The 17379-nt window shown below is 55.9% G+C and carries 9 protein-coding genes; 6 read left to right on the plus strand and 3 right to left on the minus strand.

Going from position 1 to position 17379, the window contains the following annotated elements:
- Positions 1 to 51: 51 nt before the first annotated feature.
- The 4 genes from M3087_RS11480 to M3087_RS11495 all read left to right on the plus strand — a co-directional run bounded on the left by M3087_RS11480 (position 52) and on the right by M3087_RS11495 (position 10441).
- Positions 52 to 1737, plus strand: coding sequence for a polysaccharide lyase (locus M3087_RS11480; protein WP_249095808.1), 1686 nt, complete (start codon positions 52 to 54; stop codon positions 1735 to 1737).
- Between the two features lie 46 nt (positions 1738 to 1783).
- The gene (locus M3087_RS11485; RefSeq protein WP_249095809.1) at positions 1784 to 4873 is read left to right on the plus strand and encodes a DUF6298 domain-containing protein; all 3090 of its coding nucleotides are present in this window, start codon (positions 1784 to 1786) and stop codon (positions 4871 to 4873) included.
- A 292-nt stretch (positions 4874 to 5165) separates the two neighbouring features.
- Entirely contained in the window at positions 5166 to 8369 is a 3204-nt protein-coding gene (locus M3087_RS11490) for a SusC/RagA family TonB-linked outer membrane protein (RefSeq protein WP_249095811.1), read from the plus strand.
- 122 nt (positions 8370 to 8491) lie between these two features.
- The gene (locus tag M3087_RS11495; RefSeq protein ID WP_249095813.1) at positions 8492 to 10441 is read left to right on the plus strand and encodes a RagB/SusD family nutrient uptake outer membrane protein; all 1950 of its coding nucleotides are present in this window, start codon (positions 8492 to 8494) and stop codon (positions 10439 to 10441) included.
- Positions 10442 to 10618: 177 nt separating this feature from the next.
- Here M3087_RS11495 and M3087_RS11500 read toward each other — a convergent pair whose 3' ends face one another.
- Both M3087_RS11500 and M3087_RS11505 read right to left on the minus strand, forming a co-directional pair.
- Complete coding sequence (locus tag M3087_RS11500; RefSeq protein WP_022384003.1) at positions 10619 to 11629, minus strand: GGGtGRT protein; 1011 nt, start codon at positions 11627 to 11629, stop codon at positions 10619 to 10621.
- A gap of 15 nt (positions 11630 to 11644) precedes the next feature.
- Positions 11645 to 12346, minus strand: coding sequence for an iron-sulfur cluster assembly scaffold protein (locus M3087_RS11505; RefSeq protein ID WP_022384002.1), 702 nt, complete (start codon positions 12344 to 12346; stop codon positions 11645 to 11647).
- Positions 12347 to 12641: 295 nt separating this feature from the next.
- On the opposite strand from M3087_RS11505, the gene M3087_RS11510 reads away from it, so the two are divergent.
- Positions 12642 to 13604, plus strand: coding sequence for a bile acid:sodium symporter family protein (locus M3087_RS11510; protein ID WP_106625498.1), 963 nt, complete (start codon positions 12642 to 12644; stop codon positions 13602 to 13604).
- Between the two features lie 132 nt (positions 13605 to 13736).
- Positions 13737 to 14525, plus strand: coding sequence for a zinc transporter ZupT (gene zupT / locus M3087_RS11515; RefSeq protein WP_022384000.1), 789 nt, complete (start codon positions 13737 to 13739; stop codon positions 14523 to 14525).
- 120 nt (positions 14526 to 14645) lie between these two features.
- On the opposite strand, the gene M3087_RS11520 is transcribed toward zupT, so the two are convergent.
- Positions 14646 to 17288, minus strand: coding sequence for a valine--tRNA ligase (locus M3087_RS11520; RefSeq protein WP_249095815.1), 2643 nt, complete (start codon positions 17286 to 17288; stop codon positions 14646 to 14648).
- Positions 17289 to 17379 lie beyond the last annotated feature (91 nt).

Genomic DNA, 17379 nt, shown 5'->3' on the forward strand with positions numbered 1-17379 from the left:
TGTATATTTGCCGTCTAAAGTTACAAACCAATCTGTAAAGTACAAGAGTCTATGAAAAACTTCGAGAAACTCATGTCGGCACTCCTCCTGTCGGCATGCGTACTGCCTGCGGCAGCACAGTATCCCACTATCCCCGACTCCATCAAGGCACGCATCGAGCGTCAGCAGGCAGAAATCGACCGGCTGTCCGACGCGGCTTGGAACAAGGCATTACCCATTGTCGAACAAGAGGCCATCAACGGCCGTCCCTATAAACCCTGGGCTTCCCGTCCCGGAGACCTGCTCAAGGCAGAGATTCCCGCCTTCCCGGGAGCTGAAGGGGGAGGAGCCTATACGCCCGGCGGACGTGGCGGCAAGGTGCTGGTGGTGACCAACCTCAACGACCGCGGTCCCGGCTCCTTCCGTGAAGCCTGCGAGACGGGAGGTGCACGCATCATCGTGTTCAATGTCTCCGGCGTCATCGAGCTGAAGAGCCCCATCAACGTGCGCGCTCCCTATGTGACCATTGCCGGACAGACCGCACCGGGCGACGGCATCTGCGTCACCGGAGCTTCCTTCCTGATTGATACGCACGACGTGGTCATCCGCCACATGCGCTTCCGTCGCGGACAGACCGACGTCGGCTTCCGTGACGACGCGGTGGGCGGCAACGGTGTGGGCAACATCATGATCGACCACGTGTCGGCATCGTGGGGACTCGACGAGAACATGTCCATGTACCGCCACGTGTACAACCGCGACCCAAAGACCAAGAAGGGTGAGAAACTGCCCACGGTGAACATCACCATCCAGAATTCCATCTTCTCGGAGGCTCTTGACATGTACAACCACGCCTTCGGCGCTACCATCGGCGGACACAACTGCATGTTCGCCCGCAACCTCTTCGCCTCGAACATCAGCCGCAACTGCTCCATCGGCATGAACGAGGACTTCAACTTTGTCAACAACGTCACCTTCAACTGGTGGAACCGCTCCGTCGATGGAGGCGACCACACCAGCCGACTGAATCTCATCAACAACAACTTCAAGCCGGGTCCCATCACTCCCGAAGGCAAGCCCATCAGCTACCGCATCGTGAAGCTGGACTCCGGACGTTCCCCTGAATCCAAGAACACCTTCGGCAAAGCCTACGTGAGCGGCAACGTCGTGTGGGGCAACGAGCAGGTCACCAAGGACAACTGGGCAGGAGGCGTACAGATAGGCAATGGTCCCGTGCCGGCGGAACGCATCCCCGAGGTACGTGTGGACAAGCCCTTCCCCATGCCCCACGTGACCATTATGCCAGCCAGGGAGGCGTATGACTTCGTACTCTCCAACGTGGGAGCTACCTTCCCCAAGCGCGATGCCGTCGACGCCCGTGTCGTGGAGAGCGTGAAGACCGGCAAGGCCATCTATGCCCCCGATGCCAAGGAGTTCACAAGTCCCTACGTCAAACGCCGTCTGCCTGCCGACTCCTACAAGCTGGGCATCATCACCCATCCGAGCCAGGTCGGCGGTCTGCCTGAATATAAAGGTACGCCCGTGGTCGACAGCGACAACGACGGTATGCCCGATGCCTGGGAAATCAAGTACGGACTGGACCCGAACGACCCGACCGATGCCGTGAAAGACTGCAACGGGGACGGCTACACCAACATCGAGAAATACATCAACGGCATCGACCCGACAAAGAAGGTCGACTGGACCGATGTAAAGAACAATCATGATACCCTGGCAGGACGCAAGAGCCTGCTCTAAGAAGTGAAGGCATCTGCCTCCACCAGTCAACTCAATCAGAACAATTATGCATGCCATTCATTTAAAGATTCTAGCCTTGGGACTGCTCGCCGCGGGGATAACGGCTCCGATGCAGGCACAGGACTTCACCGTGCAGACTGACGGCACACACCTGACGTATGTGGCGGATGCACGGGGCAACCGCCTGCTGGACTATTCCACCTGCGGCTACCGCAATTCCAATGTTGACATTCCCAATGCGGACAATGTCGTGTTTGTTTCCTGTCAGCCCAGCGACAACAGCGAGCGCATCCAGCGCGCCCTGGACTATGTGGCTACGCTGGCTCCCGGTGCCAACGGACTGCGTGGTGCCGTCCTGCTCGGCAAGGGAACCTTCGAACTGTCCGCGCCCTTGCGTATCTCCGCTTCCGGAGTCGTGCTGAGAGGACAGTCGAAAGAGGAGACTGTTCTCCTCAAGAAAGGCGTGGACCGCTGTGCCCTGCTCTACATCGAGGGGCAGAACGACTACCGCGAGACCTCCTCGACCGACGTTACGTCCGACTACGTCCCGGTGAATGCCCTCACCTTTGAAGTCGCTTCGGCAGACGGGCTGAAGGCGGGAGACCGCGTGATGCTCTACCGTCCGTGTACCCAGGAGTGGATTGCCTCGCTCGGGTGCAGCATCTTCGGCGGAGGCATCAGCGCACTGGGCTGGAAACCCGGTGACGTGGACCTCTACTGGGACCGTACGGTCACTTCCGTTGAAGGAAACCGCGTCACCATCGATGCACCTGTGTCGATGGCACTTGACAAGAGCTACGGACAGTGCCGCCTGATGACCTACGCCTGGACGCAACGTGTGGCAGACTCCGGTGTGGAGAACCTCACGCTGATGTCCGACTACAACCGCAAGTACCCCTTGGACGAAGACCACTGCTGGAGCGGCATCTCCATCGAGAACGCCGAGAACTGCTGGGTGCGTCGGGTGGACTTCAGGCATTTTGCAGGCAGTGCCGTCGTCGTGCAGCGCACCGGGGCACGTGTCACCGTGGAGGACTGCCGCTCGCTCGAGCCCGTGTCCGAACTGGCAGGCATGCGTCGCCGTGCCTTCTTCACCCTCGGACAGCAGGTGCTCTTCCAACGCTGCTACTCCGAGCATGCCATGAACGACTTTGTCGCCGGTTACAGCGCTGCCGGTCCGAACGCCTTCGTGCAGTGTGACTCCTGGGAGTCGAACAGCTTCAGCGGCTCCATCGGTTCGTGGGCGGCAGGCTTGCTCTTCGATGTGGTCAACATCGACGGACACGACCTGAAGTTCGAGAACCTGGGACAGGACAAGGTCGGTGCCGGCTGGAACACCGGCAACAGCCTCTTCTGGCAATGTACCGCCAACGAACTCTTCTGCTATACTCCCGTGAAGGACGCTCCCAATCGTGCCTTCGGGTGCTGGGGCTCTTTCTCCGGCGACGGCGAATGGGCACAGTCGAACAACCATGTCAATCCGCGCAGCTGTTTCTATGCCCAGCTTGCTGACCGCCTGAAGACGGACGTGAGTGCACGTGCCCGCCTCCTGCCACGATGGACCGACGCCACGAGCAGCCCTACCGTTGAACAGGCTGCCGAGATGGCGAAGCAGAGCCTGGAACCCCGCCTGACCCTGGAAGACTGGATCAGCCAGGGCACCTTTGCCGCGTCCGTGGACCCCACGGGGCTGAAGTCGGTCGATGACCTCAAGGCAACCCCGCGGAAGGCACCTGCCAAGATGCAGTTCGCCCTGCTCAACGGACACCTCGTGGCTGACGGCAAGCTGCTCGAAGGCAACCGTCAGGAGGTCGTGTGGTGGAACGGACGGACGAAGTACAACTTCATCAAGACCGCCAAGCCTCACGTCACCCGTTTCGTCCCCGACCAGGAAGGGCTGGGACTGACCGACCGCATCGACTCCGCACTGGTCATGATGAAGCGTCGTGGCAACGTGGTGTTCGACCATAACTACGGACTCTGGTACGACCTGCGCCGCACCGACCACGAACGCATCCGCCGTCGCGACGGCGATGTGTGGGCGCCCCTCTATGAACAACCTTTCGGCCGTTCGGGCGAGGGGAAGGCTTGGGACGGACTGACGAAGTACGACCTGACGCGTCCCAACGCCTGGTACTGGTTCCGCCTGAAGTCGTTTGCCGACAAGGCGGAAGCGGCGGGCATGTTGCTCTTCCACCAGAACTATTTCCAGCACAATATCCTCGAAGCCGGCGCCCACTGGGTGGACTGCCCCTGGCGCGATGCCAACAACATCAACCACACCGACATGGGCGAACCGGTCAACTTTGCCGGAGACAAGCGCATCTTCGTCGCCGACAAGTTCTATGACACGACTCACCCCGTGCGCCGCGAGCTTCACCGGCAGTACATCCGTCGGTGCCTCGACAACTTCGCGGACAACCGGAACGTCGTGCAGCTGATCAGTGCCGAGTACACCGGACCGCTCCACTTCATGGAGTTCTGGCTCGACTGCATTGCCGAGTGGGAGCAGGAGACGGGCAAGCACGCCACTGTCGCCCTGAGTGCGACCAAGGATGTGCAGGATGCCATCCTGAGCGACCCCAAACGTGCTGCCGTGGTCGACATCATCGACATCCGCTACTGGCACTACCGCATTGACGGCACGGTCTATGCTCCCGAGGGTGGCAAGAACCTTGCACCCCGTCAGCATGCCCGCAAGATGAAGGTCGGCAAGATGGGATACCGCGAGGCATACAAGGCAGTGAGCGAATACCGTACGAAGTATCCCGACAAGGCTGTCGTGCTCTATGCCCAGAACTATCCCGACCACGGTTGGGCCGTGCTGATGGGCGGCGGCTCGTGTCCCGTGCTTCAGGTAGCCGATGAGGCCTTTCTGGCTGCCGTCCCCCTGATGGACGTGGTGCCGGTTGACACGGAAGACTATGAGATGATAGCCGGGAAGAAGCAGGGTGCCGTGCTCAATGTGCACCGTCTGACGGACATCACCGTCCCCCTCTCATCCGGCAAATACGCCGTGAAGTACATTGACCCGCAGACGTACGAAGTCTCCGTCCTCGTGGACAACGTGAAGGTGAAGGATTCCTTCCGTCTCACTGTCAAGAAGGAGGGCGTCTACTGGGTGCAGAGAAAGTAAAGGGCGGACCACGGTCCGTTCATAAGGGACGAGTGAACAGAAGCTCAAGGAGAATCATTCTCTTTGTTGTGCAGGCTCCTGTTCACTCGTCTTTTTTGTTGCCTGCCGGCAGGGTGGACGGCAGACGGACGGCAGCTCGTTGAAAAGAACATACGTCCGCTGTGCCCTAGTATGTTAAAAACGCTCCCGGAAGTAAATAAATTTCTTTCAGATAGCATGCGATATCAGGGAGAAACATTATCTTTGCCGTTTGGAAAAACTAACCAATTATTCATCCGTTAACCTTGTAAAAATGGAAAACAAGAAAAGATCTGTGCATCCGTCGGGTGCCACACAGGCCTTTTGTGGCCGTTCACTTTTTGTGTGGGGATTGTCCGCAGCATTGTTCTCTCTGCCTTTGTCCGCAAAAGCGTCGTGGGGAGGGGTAGAAGGCACTAATCCTCAGGAAGTTTTGCAAACAAAGACCGTCACCGGTCAAGTCATTGACGAGAATGGCGAGCCGATGATTGGTGTTTCCGTACTGGTAAAAGGTACGCAGGCGGGTGCCATCACCGACTTCGATGGCAATTTCAAAATCAGCGCTCCTGCCGGAGCCACCGAACTCCAACTGACTTACATGGGCTACAAGTCACAGACCGTGAAGATTACTTCCGGACCGATGCGTGTGACGATGGAGCCTGACAACCAACTGCTTGACGAAGTGGTGGTCATCGGTTACGGTACGATGAAGAAACGCGACCTGACCGGTTCCATCGTCTCTGTCAAGAGCGAAGACATTACCCTCAATCCGGGTTCGAACCCGATGGAGGCCTTGCAGGGAAAGGTGGCAGGTCTGGACATCACCCGTACGTCGGGTCAGGCCGGTGAAGGCGTCAACATGCAGTTGCGTGGTACGCGTTCGTTCACTGCGAGCGGTAACCCGACGTTCATCATCGACGGTATGCCCGGTGACTACGCTACGTTGAACCCGAACGACATCGAATCCATCGAAGTCCTGAAGGATGCTTCCTCGACAGCCGTTTATGGTGCGAGCGGTGCCAACGGTGTGGTATTGATTACGACCAAGAGCGGCAAGGAAGGCAAAATCAATGTAGACTTCAATGCTTACGTCGGTGTGAACGGATGGTCCCAGGTGCCTGAGATGCGTACGGGAGAGACCTACCTCCAGGGCATCCGCGATGCCAACCGCGCAACCGGCAACTGGACCAGTACCGCCGATGACGAACGTGTGTTGGACGCTGTGCTCGGTACAGGCTCCTACGCGCTGCACCAGCAGGGCAAGTATATCGACTGGGCGGACGAACTGCTCAAGACCGGTATCACACAGAACTACAGTGTCGCCGTGTCGGGCGGAACGGAGAAGACCAAGGCTTACTTCTCCCTGAACTTCTCCAACGAGAACGGCCAGTACCGCGACGATGAATATAAGGTGTACTCCTCCAACATGCGTATCGACCACAAGGTAAGGGAGTGGATGAGCGTCGGTGTGAACGCACAGATGTCCTACGTACACCGCAACCGGGCATACGCCAGCCTCGACCGTGCGTTGAGAAGTGAGCCGCTCGGTGAGCTGTATAACGAGGACGGCAGCTACAAAGTCAACCCGTCCGCTGGAACGCTGACCAACCTGTTGCTGAACAACAAGAGCAACTACCGCAACCAGAACCAGAACTACAAGCTCTATTTCAACCCCTATATCGAGCTGCGTCCGGTCAAGGGACTGACCATCCTCTCGCGTATCGGTGCCAACCTGAACTATTCGCGCACGAACTACTTCCAGGGCATCGGTTCTTACCAATATTATAATACGAGCGGTGCCGATGCCGTGGGCACGAATGCCAACGTCTACGCCCGCATCACGCAGTCGCGCGACTACGACTACAAGTGGGAGAACGTCATCACCTACAACTTCCAGATCAAGAACGACCACGACTTCACGCTGACTGCCGTTACCTCCTGGAACCACAACCAGCACGATGAGACGTGGCAGCAGGAGACCAACATCTCCGACAACGCCTACCTGTGGCACAACATGGGTCTCAACAACGACTACGTCACAGCCGCTTCGGACTACACCATGTCGAAGGGCTTCGGTCTGGTAGGACGTATCAACTACTCTTACAAGGGCAAGTACCTCTTCTCGGCTTCCGTCCGTCACGACGGTTCTTCGCGCCTGGCTCCGGGTAACCGCTGGGATACCTTCCCCGCCGTATCTGCCGGATGGCGTATGTCTGACGAGAAATTCATGGAGGGCACACGCAGCTGGCTCGACAACCTGAAGTGGCGTGTCGGCTGGGGTATTACCGGTACTGCCTCCATCGACCCCTATTCGTCGGCTTCCAACCTGGAAGAGTCTACCCTGAGCTTCAGTGGCGCCAACCATACCATCTACCGCTTCTCGGAGATGTACACCAACCGTGCACTGGGCTGGGAGAAGTCCTACAACACCAACATCGGTCTTGATGCTGCCTTCCTGAACAACCGCATCGACGTGTCGATGGATTACTATTTCACCAAGACCAAGGGCGTCATCTGGGAACGTCAGCTGCCCATCACCAACGGTGGTTACAACTCGTCGACCCGTTACAAGATGAACATGAACATCTGTGAGACCGAGAACCGCGGTTTCGAGATGGCATTGAACACCCGAAACATCGAGACGAAAGACTTCTCATGGAACTCCACCGTGACTTTCAACTACAACAAGGAGGAAATCAAGTCGCTCATTGACGGCGCTGCCAACAACATCACCAACGGCGACTACTCCCTCACCATCGGCGAGCCGGTGAACTCGTTCTATAACTACAAGATCGACGGCATGTGGCAGAAGGGTGAAGAGGCGGACGCCGCTGTCTTCAACTGCGCTCCCGGTGACATCAAGATCAACGTGCCCGGCCTGTACAAGGAGTCCGATGGTGTGTTCTACAAAATCGACGAAGAGACCGGTGACCGCATCTACTACAACTCCGAGAACAAGTACGCCTACAGTGATGCCGACTACCAGGTGCTGGGACACAATTCGCCCGACTGGACACTGGGCTTCCAGAATACCTTCAAATACAAGAACTTTGATCTGAGTATCTTCATGTACATGCGCTGGGGACAGATGATCAAGTACGGCATGCTCAGCTCCTATGACCCGAGAGGTATCGAGAACTTCCCGACTTACTTCAACTACTGGACGGAGGACAATCCCTCGAACGACTTCCCGGCAATCAACGCCAACAGGGAGCGTGTTTCCTACGTAGGCTATTCAGCGCTGGAGTATGTCGACGGTTCGTTCTTCAAGATCCGCAACATCACCCTGGGTTATACCCTTCCCGAGAATCTCTTGAAGAAGGCAGGCATCGGCAAGTGCCGTTTCTACGCCACCATCACCAACCCGCTGGTGGTAGCCAAGAGCCACTTGCTTGAAGACTATGACCCGGAAATGAACGGAGGCTTGAACTACCCGCTGACCAAGCAGATGGTCTTCGGTGTGAACCTCTCCTTCTAACCTCATCCATAAACATCACTAACTTAAGTTCCGTACATGCTCAAGGGGTGACGTTGACAAGGGGATAAGTTCAATTTGTCCACTTGGGCTTGCGGAAGTTGAATACACTAACATCTAAAACAATGAAACGAAACATATTTTCCAACGCATTGACTGTGGCGTTCGCAGCCTTTGCACTCGGCGCTTGCAGTCTGGATGAATACAATCCCGGTGCCGGAAGCGGCGGTGACGAGACCCGCAACTTCACAAAGTGGCAGGGCATGGTGACCTATTGCTACGAACCTCTCTATGGACAGCTCTTCTCGGCCTTCGACTACTTTGCCGTTGCCGAGGGCGGAACGGACCTCTGGCTGACTTCCAACAATCGTACGTGGGGACAGCAGGTGTTCTACTACGAGGGTCTGACCACGAATACCAACTACACGAACAAGCTGTTCAACCAGGCTTATTCGCTCATCAATACCTGTAACACTGCCATCGAGGTGGCTCCCGAAGTGGTGGGCGGTGACGAACATGCCATCCGGGTGCTCGAAGGCGAAGCCCGCTGTCTGCGTGCCTACTACTATTATATCCTCGTCTCCAACTACGGCAATGTGACGCTGAAGCTGAACAGCTCGCAGGACGGTGCCGAGATGCGTCCGCAGCGCAACACCTACGAGGAACTGTACGGACAGATGGTTGCAGACCTGAAGCTGGCAGCCGAATACCTTGACGTGGAACCGCTGAACGGTGACTATGCCCGTTGCACTAAGAAAACGGCTCTCGGCCTTCTGGCCCGTGTCTATGCACAGGGAGCAGGCGAGGGGTTGAGCGAAGACGGCGTGTCCTACTGGCAACGTGCCAAGGAGGTAGCGGAAGACCTGATTGCCAACGCCTCCACTTATGGTGCCCGTCTCTATGACGATGTAGCCGAGGTTTGGGCAGCAGCCAACAACAAGTCCAACGATGAGGCACTCTTCATCGCTTCCGCTCCGAGTACGAAGGTGGCTACTTCTGCCAACTATGCGCAGTCGAACATCTTCTCCTACATGTATCCCAAGCCCAACAACCTCAACGATATCTACCTGGTGAAGGACAATGCGAACTACTACCTGGGCCGTGTGAACAACAACATCCTCGCTCCGTCCAAGTATCTTATCGACCTGTTCGACGCCGACTATGACAAGCGTTGGGAGGTGACCTTCATGACTGCCTACGGTAACCCGACACTGAAGCAGACAACCTGGTATCCGTCCGATTATGAGGACAAGACCGTAACCCTGGACGAGGAACTGTGCGAGAAGTACGGCATCGACCAACGTCATGTGGGCAAGAAGATTTATCCGTATGCCGACGGCAACATGACTACCGGCACCTGGAACCAATGGCCGCACAAGATCTGGCCGCGTGGCGACCACTCCGGTGACATCACCGTGCTGCAGGATGTAGACAACGTGTACTATACGCCCTATCCGTTGGATGTGGACGAAGACCGCTTCGTGATTTACCTGTCGAAAGACCCGCTGATAGCCGAAGAGAAGGCTGAACGTGCCTACGTCTGTGTGAATATCGACGACCTGTTCGATGAGGAAGGCAAATACGTGGAGGTTGCGTTTGATGGGACCAATACGTACCAGCTCTATCCGGGCTTCAACAAGCTCAACTGGTGCTTTGACGGTGCCTACACGAGCAACCTGCAACGTAAGGTGGGTGATACCTTCATCATGCGTCTGGCTGAGGTTTACCTCATTGCCGCCGAGGCAAATGCCATGTTGGGTGACGGTGCCCGTGCAGCCCAGTACCTGAATCCGCTCCGTCAGCGTGCCTGTCGCAATGCCGAAGACTTCGAGGCACACATGCGTCTGACGACCGCAACCGAGCAGGATGTGCTCGACGAGTATGCCCGTGAGTTGTGCGGTGAGTTCAACCGTTGGGCATTGCTCAAGCGTCACCACGCCTTTGAGTCCCAGCTTGCCAAAGGCAATCCCCGTGCCGCCCGTTCGTTCACCGAGAAGAACTACTTGCGTCCCATCTCTTACGACTTCTTGAACCAGATCGAGAACTCTGCCGAGTATGGCAACAACGGCTATTGATTGAACTGACCGGCTATCCGCTTTCCGGTTAGCTGCTACAGATACATGAAAAGGTCAGGACTGTATGATGCGGTCCTGACCTTTTCAGTTGTATCTGCCCCGAAGAGGCATAAAAAAGGACGCCCCTGTTCTTTTGCGGGAACAGGAGCGTCCGGATATGGTGAATGTGTGCAGGGATTACTTGTTCAAAGCCAGAGCCACGTTTACGGCACAAGCTACAGTACATCCTACCATCGGGTTGTTGCCGATGCCGAGGAAGCCCATCATTTCTACGTGGGCAGGAACGGATGAAGAACCTGCGAACTGAGCGTCGGAGTGCATACGGCCGAGTGTATCGGTCATACCGTAAGAAGCAGGACCGGCAGCCATGTTGTCCGGGTGCAAGGTACGTCCCGTACCACCACCGGAAGCTACAGAGAAGTAGGGTTTGCCGGCGAGGACACGCTCTTTCTTGTAGGTACCGGCAACCGGGTGCTGGAAGCGGGTCGGGTTGGTAGAGTTACCGGTGATGGAAACGTCTACGTTCTCCTTCCACATGATGGCAACACCTTCGCGCACGTCGTCAGCGCCATAGCATTTCACCTTGGCACGCGGACCGTCGGAGTAAGCGATTTCGTTTACCACCTTCAGTTCGCCGGTATAGTAGTCGAATTGAGTCTGAACATAGGTGAAGCCGTTGATGCGTGAGATAATCATGGCAGCATCCTTACCCAAACCGTTCAAGATGCAGCGCAAGGGGTTCTTGCGAACCTTGTTTGCCATTTCGGCAATCTTGATGGCACCTTCGGCAGCAGCGAATGACTCGTGGCCTGCGAGGAACGCAAAGCATTGGGTCTCTTCGCGAAGCAGACGGGCAGCCAGGTTTCCGTGACCCAGACCAACCTTACGGTCGTCGGCAACAGAACCGGGGATGCAGAATGCCTGCAGACCGATACCGATGGCTTCAGCAGCGTCGGCAGCGTTCTTGCAGCCTTTCTTCAGGGCGATGGCACAACCTACCACGTAAGCCCATTTTGCGTTTTCGAAGCAGATACCTTGTGTCTCTTGGCAAGTCAGGTACGGGTCGAGACCGGCAGCGTCACAGATTGCGTTAGCTTCTTCGATGTCTTTGATGCCGTTTTCGTTCAAAGCAGCCAGAATTTGCTTCATACGGCGATCTTGGCTTTCAAATTGTACTGGTCTAATCATAATCTGTGTCCTCCTTTATTCTTTACGTGGGTCAATATATTTAACTGCGCCTTGTTCGGGCTTGAAGCGTCCGTAAGTGCCTGTCACAGCTTTCAGTGCTTCGTTGGCGTCAACGCCTTTCTTCACTTGTTCCATGAATTTGCCCATGTGTACAAATTCATAGCCGATCACCTGGTCGTCCTTGTCGAGCGCCATACGGGTGATATAGCCTTCGGTCAGTTCCAGGTAACGGGTTCCTTTCACTTTCGTACCATAGAGCGTACCTACCTGGCTGCGGAGACCTTTACCGAGGTCTTCCAGACCGGCACCAATCATCAGACCGCCTTCAGAGAAAGCTGACTGGGTACGTCCATAAACGATTTGGAGGAACAATTCACGCATAGCTGTATTGATGGCATCGCATACGAGGTCGGTGTTCAAGGCTTCGAGGATGGTTTTGCCCGGCAGGATTTCAGAAGCCATGGCAGCCGAGTGGGTCATACCGGAGCAGCCGATGGTCTCTACCAGACACTCTTCGATAACGCCGTTCTTAACATTCAGAGTCAGTTTACATGCACCTTGCTGGGGAGCGCACCAACCCACACCGTGTGTCAAACCGGAAATATCAACGATTTCTTTCGCTTTTACCCATTTTCCTTCTTCAGGAATAGGAGCCGGTCCGTGGTTGGGACCTTTCTTTACAACACACATGTGTTCTACTTCGTGTGAATAAGTCATATCAATTACGTTTTATAGAATAGAAAATAGTTGTAACCACAATTCTTTGTCGAAAGGCTGCTGAACCTCCCATTTTTTTCCGTCTGCAAAATTACGGTTTATATTCATCTCCTGCAATAAGGAACGTCGTTGTTTTCACGAATTTTATTAGGATTTGTCCGGCGGAAGGGGCAATCTGAGAACAAGTTGATTTCCGGTTGGGGCAGGAGGGTGTCACGACCGAACTTATCGCTTCGGAATGGAGCCGTGTTTGGAAGAAACAGCCTATCTTTGCAAGCTGAAAAACGATAGGACTATGCTTCAATTTCTCAAGAACTGGACTTTGCCTGTGGCTATGCTGGCAGGTGTCCTGTGTTATTTCTTTTTTGCGAATGTCCCCCTGGTGGCTCCGCTCAAGCCTTTCATTCTGGTCTCGGTCGACGTGCTTACGCCGCTGCTTATTTTCGCCCAGCTGTTGCTGACGTTCTGTAAGATTGACCTGCGCGACCTGATGCCTGTGAAGTGGCACCTGTGGCTGTTGCTGTTCCAGCTGTTTGCCTGTCTGGGGCTTGCTGCCATCCTGTTGTTCTGTTCCATGAGTGAGACCTACCGGGAGGTGTTCGAGGGAGCCATGGTGTGCTTTATTTGTCCGACGGCTACGGCAGCGGCTGTCATCACCGGCAAGCTGGGTGGTAATGCGGCGAGTCTGACGACCTATACACTGCTGTCCAATCTGCTTGCCGCCATCGTGGTCCCGTTGGTCTTTCCGTTGGTGGAACCCCACGAGGGGTTGTCGTTCTTTGTGGCTTTCCTGAAGATTCTGAGCAAGGTATTCCCCTTGTTGCTTTGTCCGTTCATCCTGGCAGTGCTGCTTCGCTGGTGGCTGCCGAGGGTACATCACTGGCTTGCCACGGTCAGCAATGCGGCTTTCTATATCTGGGGCATCTCGTTGGCCATCGTCTGTGGACAGACCGCACGCTCACTGGTCAACAGCGACGCACCGGTCTTTGTCGAGTGGCTGGTGGCTCTGGCTGCGTTGGTCGCCTGCTGCCTGCAGTTTTTCCTGGGCAAGCGTATCGGAGCCTGTTACGGCGAACGCATCAGTGGCGGTCAGGCACTCGGGCAGAAGAACACCGTGCTTGCCATCTGGATGGCATATACCTACCTGAATCCGCTCTCTTCGGTTGCCCCCGGCGGATATGTGCTGTGGCAGAACATCATCAACTCCTGGCAGTTGTGGAAGAAGCGCCGGCGCGATGAGGCTGCCCGGCTCCGTTAGTCGGGAGAAAAGCTGCCGGCGGACGGCCTGCTGCAAATACATGGATGTGGGTATTGGTTCATATGTCACCTTTCTGTACTTTTGCGCCCATGATATTTACCGAGTAATAACCTGACCGAAAATACTGACAAAATGAACGATAATGTTGCACTCGCACTGGGAATGACCCTGATTGCAGGCCTTTCCACCGGCATAGGCAGCCTGATAGCCTTCTTTGCCAAACGGACCAATACCCGATTTCTTTCAGCCGCACTGGGACTTTCAGCCGGTGTGATGATTTATGTTTCCTTCATGGAGCTGATGCCGCAGTCGGTGCTCGCATTGAGCGGCATCTATCCCGGGAGGCTGCCGCAGGTCTACATGTTGCTGGCTTTCTTTGCCGGCATCGGGCTGATTGCCCTCATCGACCGTCTGGTACCTGCCGACGAGAACCCCCACGAGATACACACGGACTCCGATTACGGGCAGACCCGCCGCTTGAAACGTACGGGCATCCTGATGGCGCTGGCCATCGGCATCCACAACTTTCCGGAGGGACTGGCGACCTTTGCGTCGGCACTGACGAACATTGACATCGCCCTGCCCATCGTGTTTGCCATTGCCATCCACAACATCCCGGAGGGCATTGCCGTGTCAGTCCCCATCTTTCATTCCACCGGAAGCCGGAAGAAGGCATTCTGGTACTCGTTCCTTTCCGGCATGGCAGAGCCTGTTGGCGCCCTGGTCGGCTTCCTGTTCCTGCAACCGTTCTGGACTCCGACGCTCAATGCGTTGCTGCTGTCCTTCGTCTCGGGCATCATGGTCTATATCTCGTTTGACGAACTCTTGCCCGGTACTGAGAAATACGGTCACCACCATCTGGGTGTCGGCGGCATCGTGGCAGGCATGGCCATCATGGCGATGAGCCTATTGCTGCTCTAAGCGGTGATTGCCGGTTATTGGAGAAAGAATACAAAAGAGGCGCAGAGATGCGGGAGGATGAGGACTCCCGGTATCTCTGCGCCTCAGTCTTATTGTGGTTCTTCAGGGTAACGGTGGTTGTTATCCCTTCAGCTTTTCGATGCTTTCCTTGAGTGCGGCAATCTTGCTTTCAGCGTCAGCCTGCTTCTTGCGTTCCATCTCGATGACCTTTGCCGGGGCATTGTTGACGAACTTCTCGTTGCCCAGCTTTTTGAGGACACTCTGCAGGAAGCCCTCCTGATAGGTCAGGTCTGCCTCCAGCTTCTTCAGCTCTTCTTCCACATCAATCATGCCGAGCAGCGGAATAAAGTATTCCGTGGTGCCCACGAGGAAGGAAGCAGCATTGTCCGGTTTCTCGTTGGGGATGCTGATTCCGGTCAGGTTGCCCAGCTTGATGAGCACAGCCTTGAATTGGTCCACGAGGTTGTCTTCACCCATGACGAGCAGACCGAGCTGCTGCTTGGGGGAGATGTTCTTTTGCGCACGGACGTTGCGTACATTCGTCACCACCTCTTTCATGTGTTCCATACCGTTGATGATGGCTTGGGCTTCTGCCCGGTCGGTCTGTTCGTGGCGGTTGATTTGTGCCGTCATGATGCTTTCTCCCGGTTTGCGTTCAGCCAGGTGTTGCCACAGCTCCTCGGTGATGAACGGCATGAAGGGGTGGAGCAACGTCAGCAACTCCTCGAAGAAGGCGAGGGTCTGCTCGTAGGTCCGGCGGTCAATGGGTTCCCCGTAGGCAGGCTTCACCAGCTCCAGGTACCAGCTGGAGAATTCGTCCCAGAACAGCTTGTAGACAGCCATCAGTGCTTCGCTCAGGCGGTATTTGCCGAAGAGGTCATCCACCTCGGCACCCGTCTTTGCCAGCAGACTGTCAAACCAGCGGGTCGCGATGGCGGCAGATTCAGGCTGTTCCTTGTCGGCTACCTGCCAGCCTTTCACGAGGCGGAAGGCATTCCATATCTTGTTGTTGAAGTTGCGTCCCTGTTCGCAGAGCGAGTCGTCGAAGAGGATATCATTGCCCGCAGGAGCCGAGAGCATCATACCCATACGTACACCGTCGGCACCGTAACGTTCGATGAGTTCCAACGGGTCGGGCGAGTTGCCGAGCGACTTGGACATCTTGCGTCCCAGCTTGTCGCGCACGATACCGGTGAAGTAGACATTCTTGAACGGCATCTTGCCTTCATACTCATAGCCCGCCATAATCATGCGTGCCACCCAGAAGAAGATGATGTCCGGTCCCGTCACCAGGTCCGAGGTGGGGTAGTAGTAGCTGATTTCCTCATTGCCCGGATGGTTGATGCCGTCGAACAGCGAGATGGGCCACAGCCAGGAGGAGAACCAGGTGTCGAGGCAGTCTTCATCCTGACGGAGGTCGGCAAGGGTCAGTCCGGCATTGCCGGTCTTCTCCTTGGCGAGGGCAAGTGCCTCTTCGGCAGTCTCAGCCACGACGAAGCCACCTTGGGGCAGGAAATAGGCAGGGATGCGGTGTCCCCACCACAGCTGGCGGCTGATGCACCAGTCCTTGATGTTCTCCATCCAATATTTATAGGTGTTCTTGTATTTGGCAGGATAGAACTTGATGTCGTCGTTCATCACCGCTTCGAGAGCCGGCTTGGCGAGATGTTCCATCTTCAGGAACCACTGCATGGAGAGCTTCGGTTCGATGGGCACACCGGTACGTTCAGAGCAACCCACCTTGTTGGTGTAGGCTTCCACTTTCTCCAGCAGACCGGCGTCGGCGAGGTCCTTTTCAATCTGCTTGCGTACGTCGAAGCGGTCCATGCCGACGTAGAGTCCCGCAGCCTCGCTCAGCGTACCATTGTCATTGAAGATGTCGATGCTGGGCAGGTTGTGTTTCTCGCCGAGCATGTAGTCGTTCACATCGTGCGCCGGAGTCACCTTCAGACAGCCCGTACCGAACTCGATGTCCACGTATTCATCCTCAATCACCGGGATGACACGTCCCACGAGGGGTACAATCACCTTCTTGCCCTTCAGCCAGGCATTCTTCGGGTCGTTCGGGTTGATACACATGGCGGTGTCGCCCATGATGGTCTCGGGACGGGTGGTGGCAACGATGGCATAGCGTCCTTCTGCGTCCCCGTCCACTTTGTAGCGGAGGTAGTACAGCTTGCTGTGCTCTTCCTTGTAGACCACCTCTTCATCGCTCAGGGCCGTGAGGGCTTTCGGGTCCCAGTTGACCATGCGGACGCCTCGGTAGATAAGTCCCTTGTTGTAGAGGTCGACAAAGACCTTGATGACACTCCGGCTGCGCTCTTCATCCATGGTGAAGGCGGTGCGGTCCCAGTCGCAGGACGCACCCAGCTTGCGGAGCTGTTTCAGGATGATGCCTCCGTGCTCCTCGGTCCATGCCCAGGCATGTTTGAGGAACTCTTCGCGGGTGAGGTCCGTCTTCTTGATACCCTCCTGGGCAAGTTTGTTCACCACCTTGGCTTCGGTAGCGATGGAGGCGTGGTCCGTTCCCGGCACCCAGCAGGCATTCTTGCCCATCATGCGGGCACGGCGAACCAGAATATCTTGAATGGTATTGTTAAGCATGTGTCCCATGTGGAGCACGCCGGTGACGTTGGGCGGCGGGATGACGACGGTGTAAGGCTCACGACCGTCAGGTTTCGAACTGAAAAGCTTGTTGTCCAGCCAATACTGGTACCATTTCCCTTCCACGTCAGCGGGATTGTACTTACTTGCTAATTCCATTGTTGTTATGCGTATTGTTTATGATCGTGTATTCATTGAACAGGTTGCAAAAGTACTAAAAATGGGGTGTATCGTTTTCATCGGCAGGTAG

This window comes from Mediterranea sp. ET5 (assembly GCF_023337025.1).
Lineage (GTDB): Bacteria > Bacteroidota > Bacteroidia > Bacteroidales > Bacteroidaceae > Phocaeicola_A.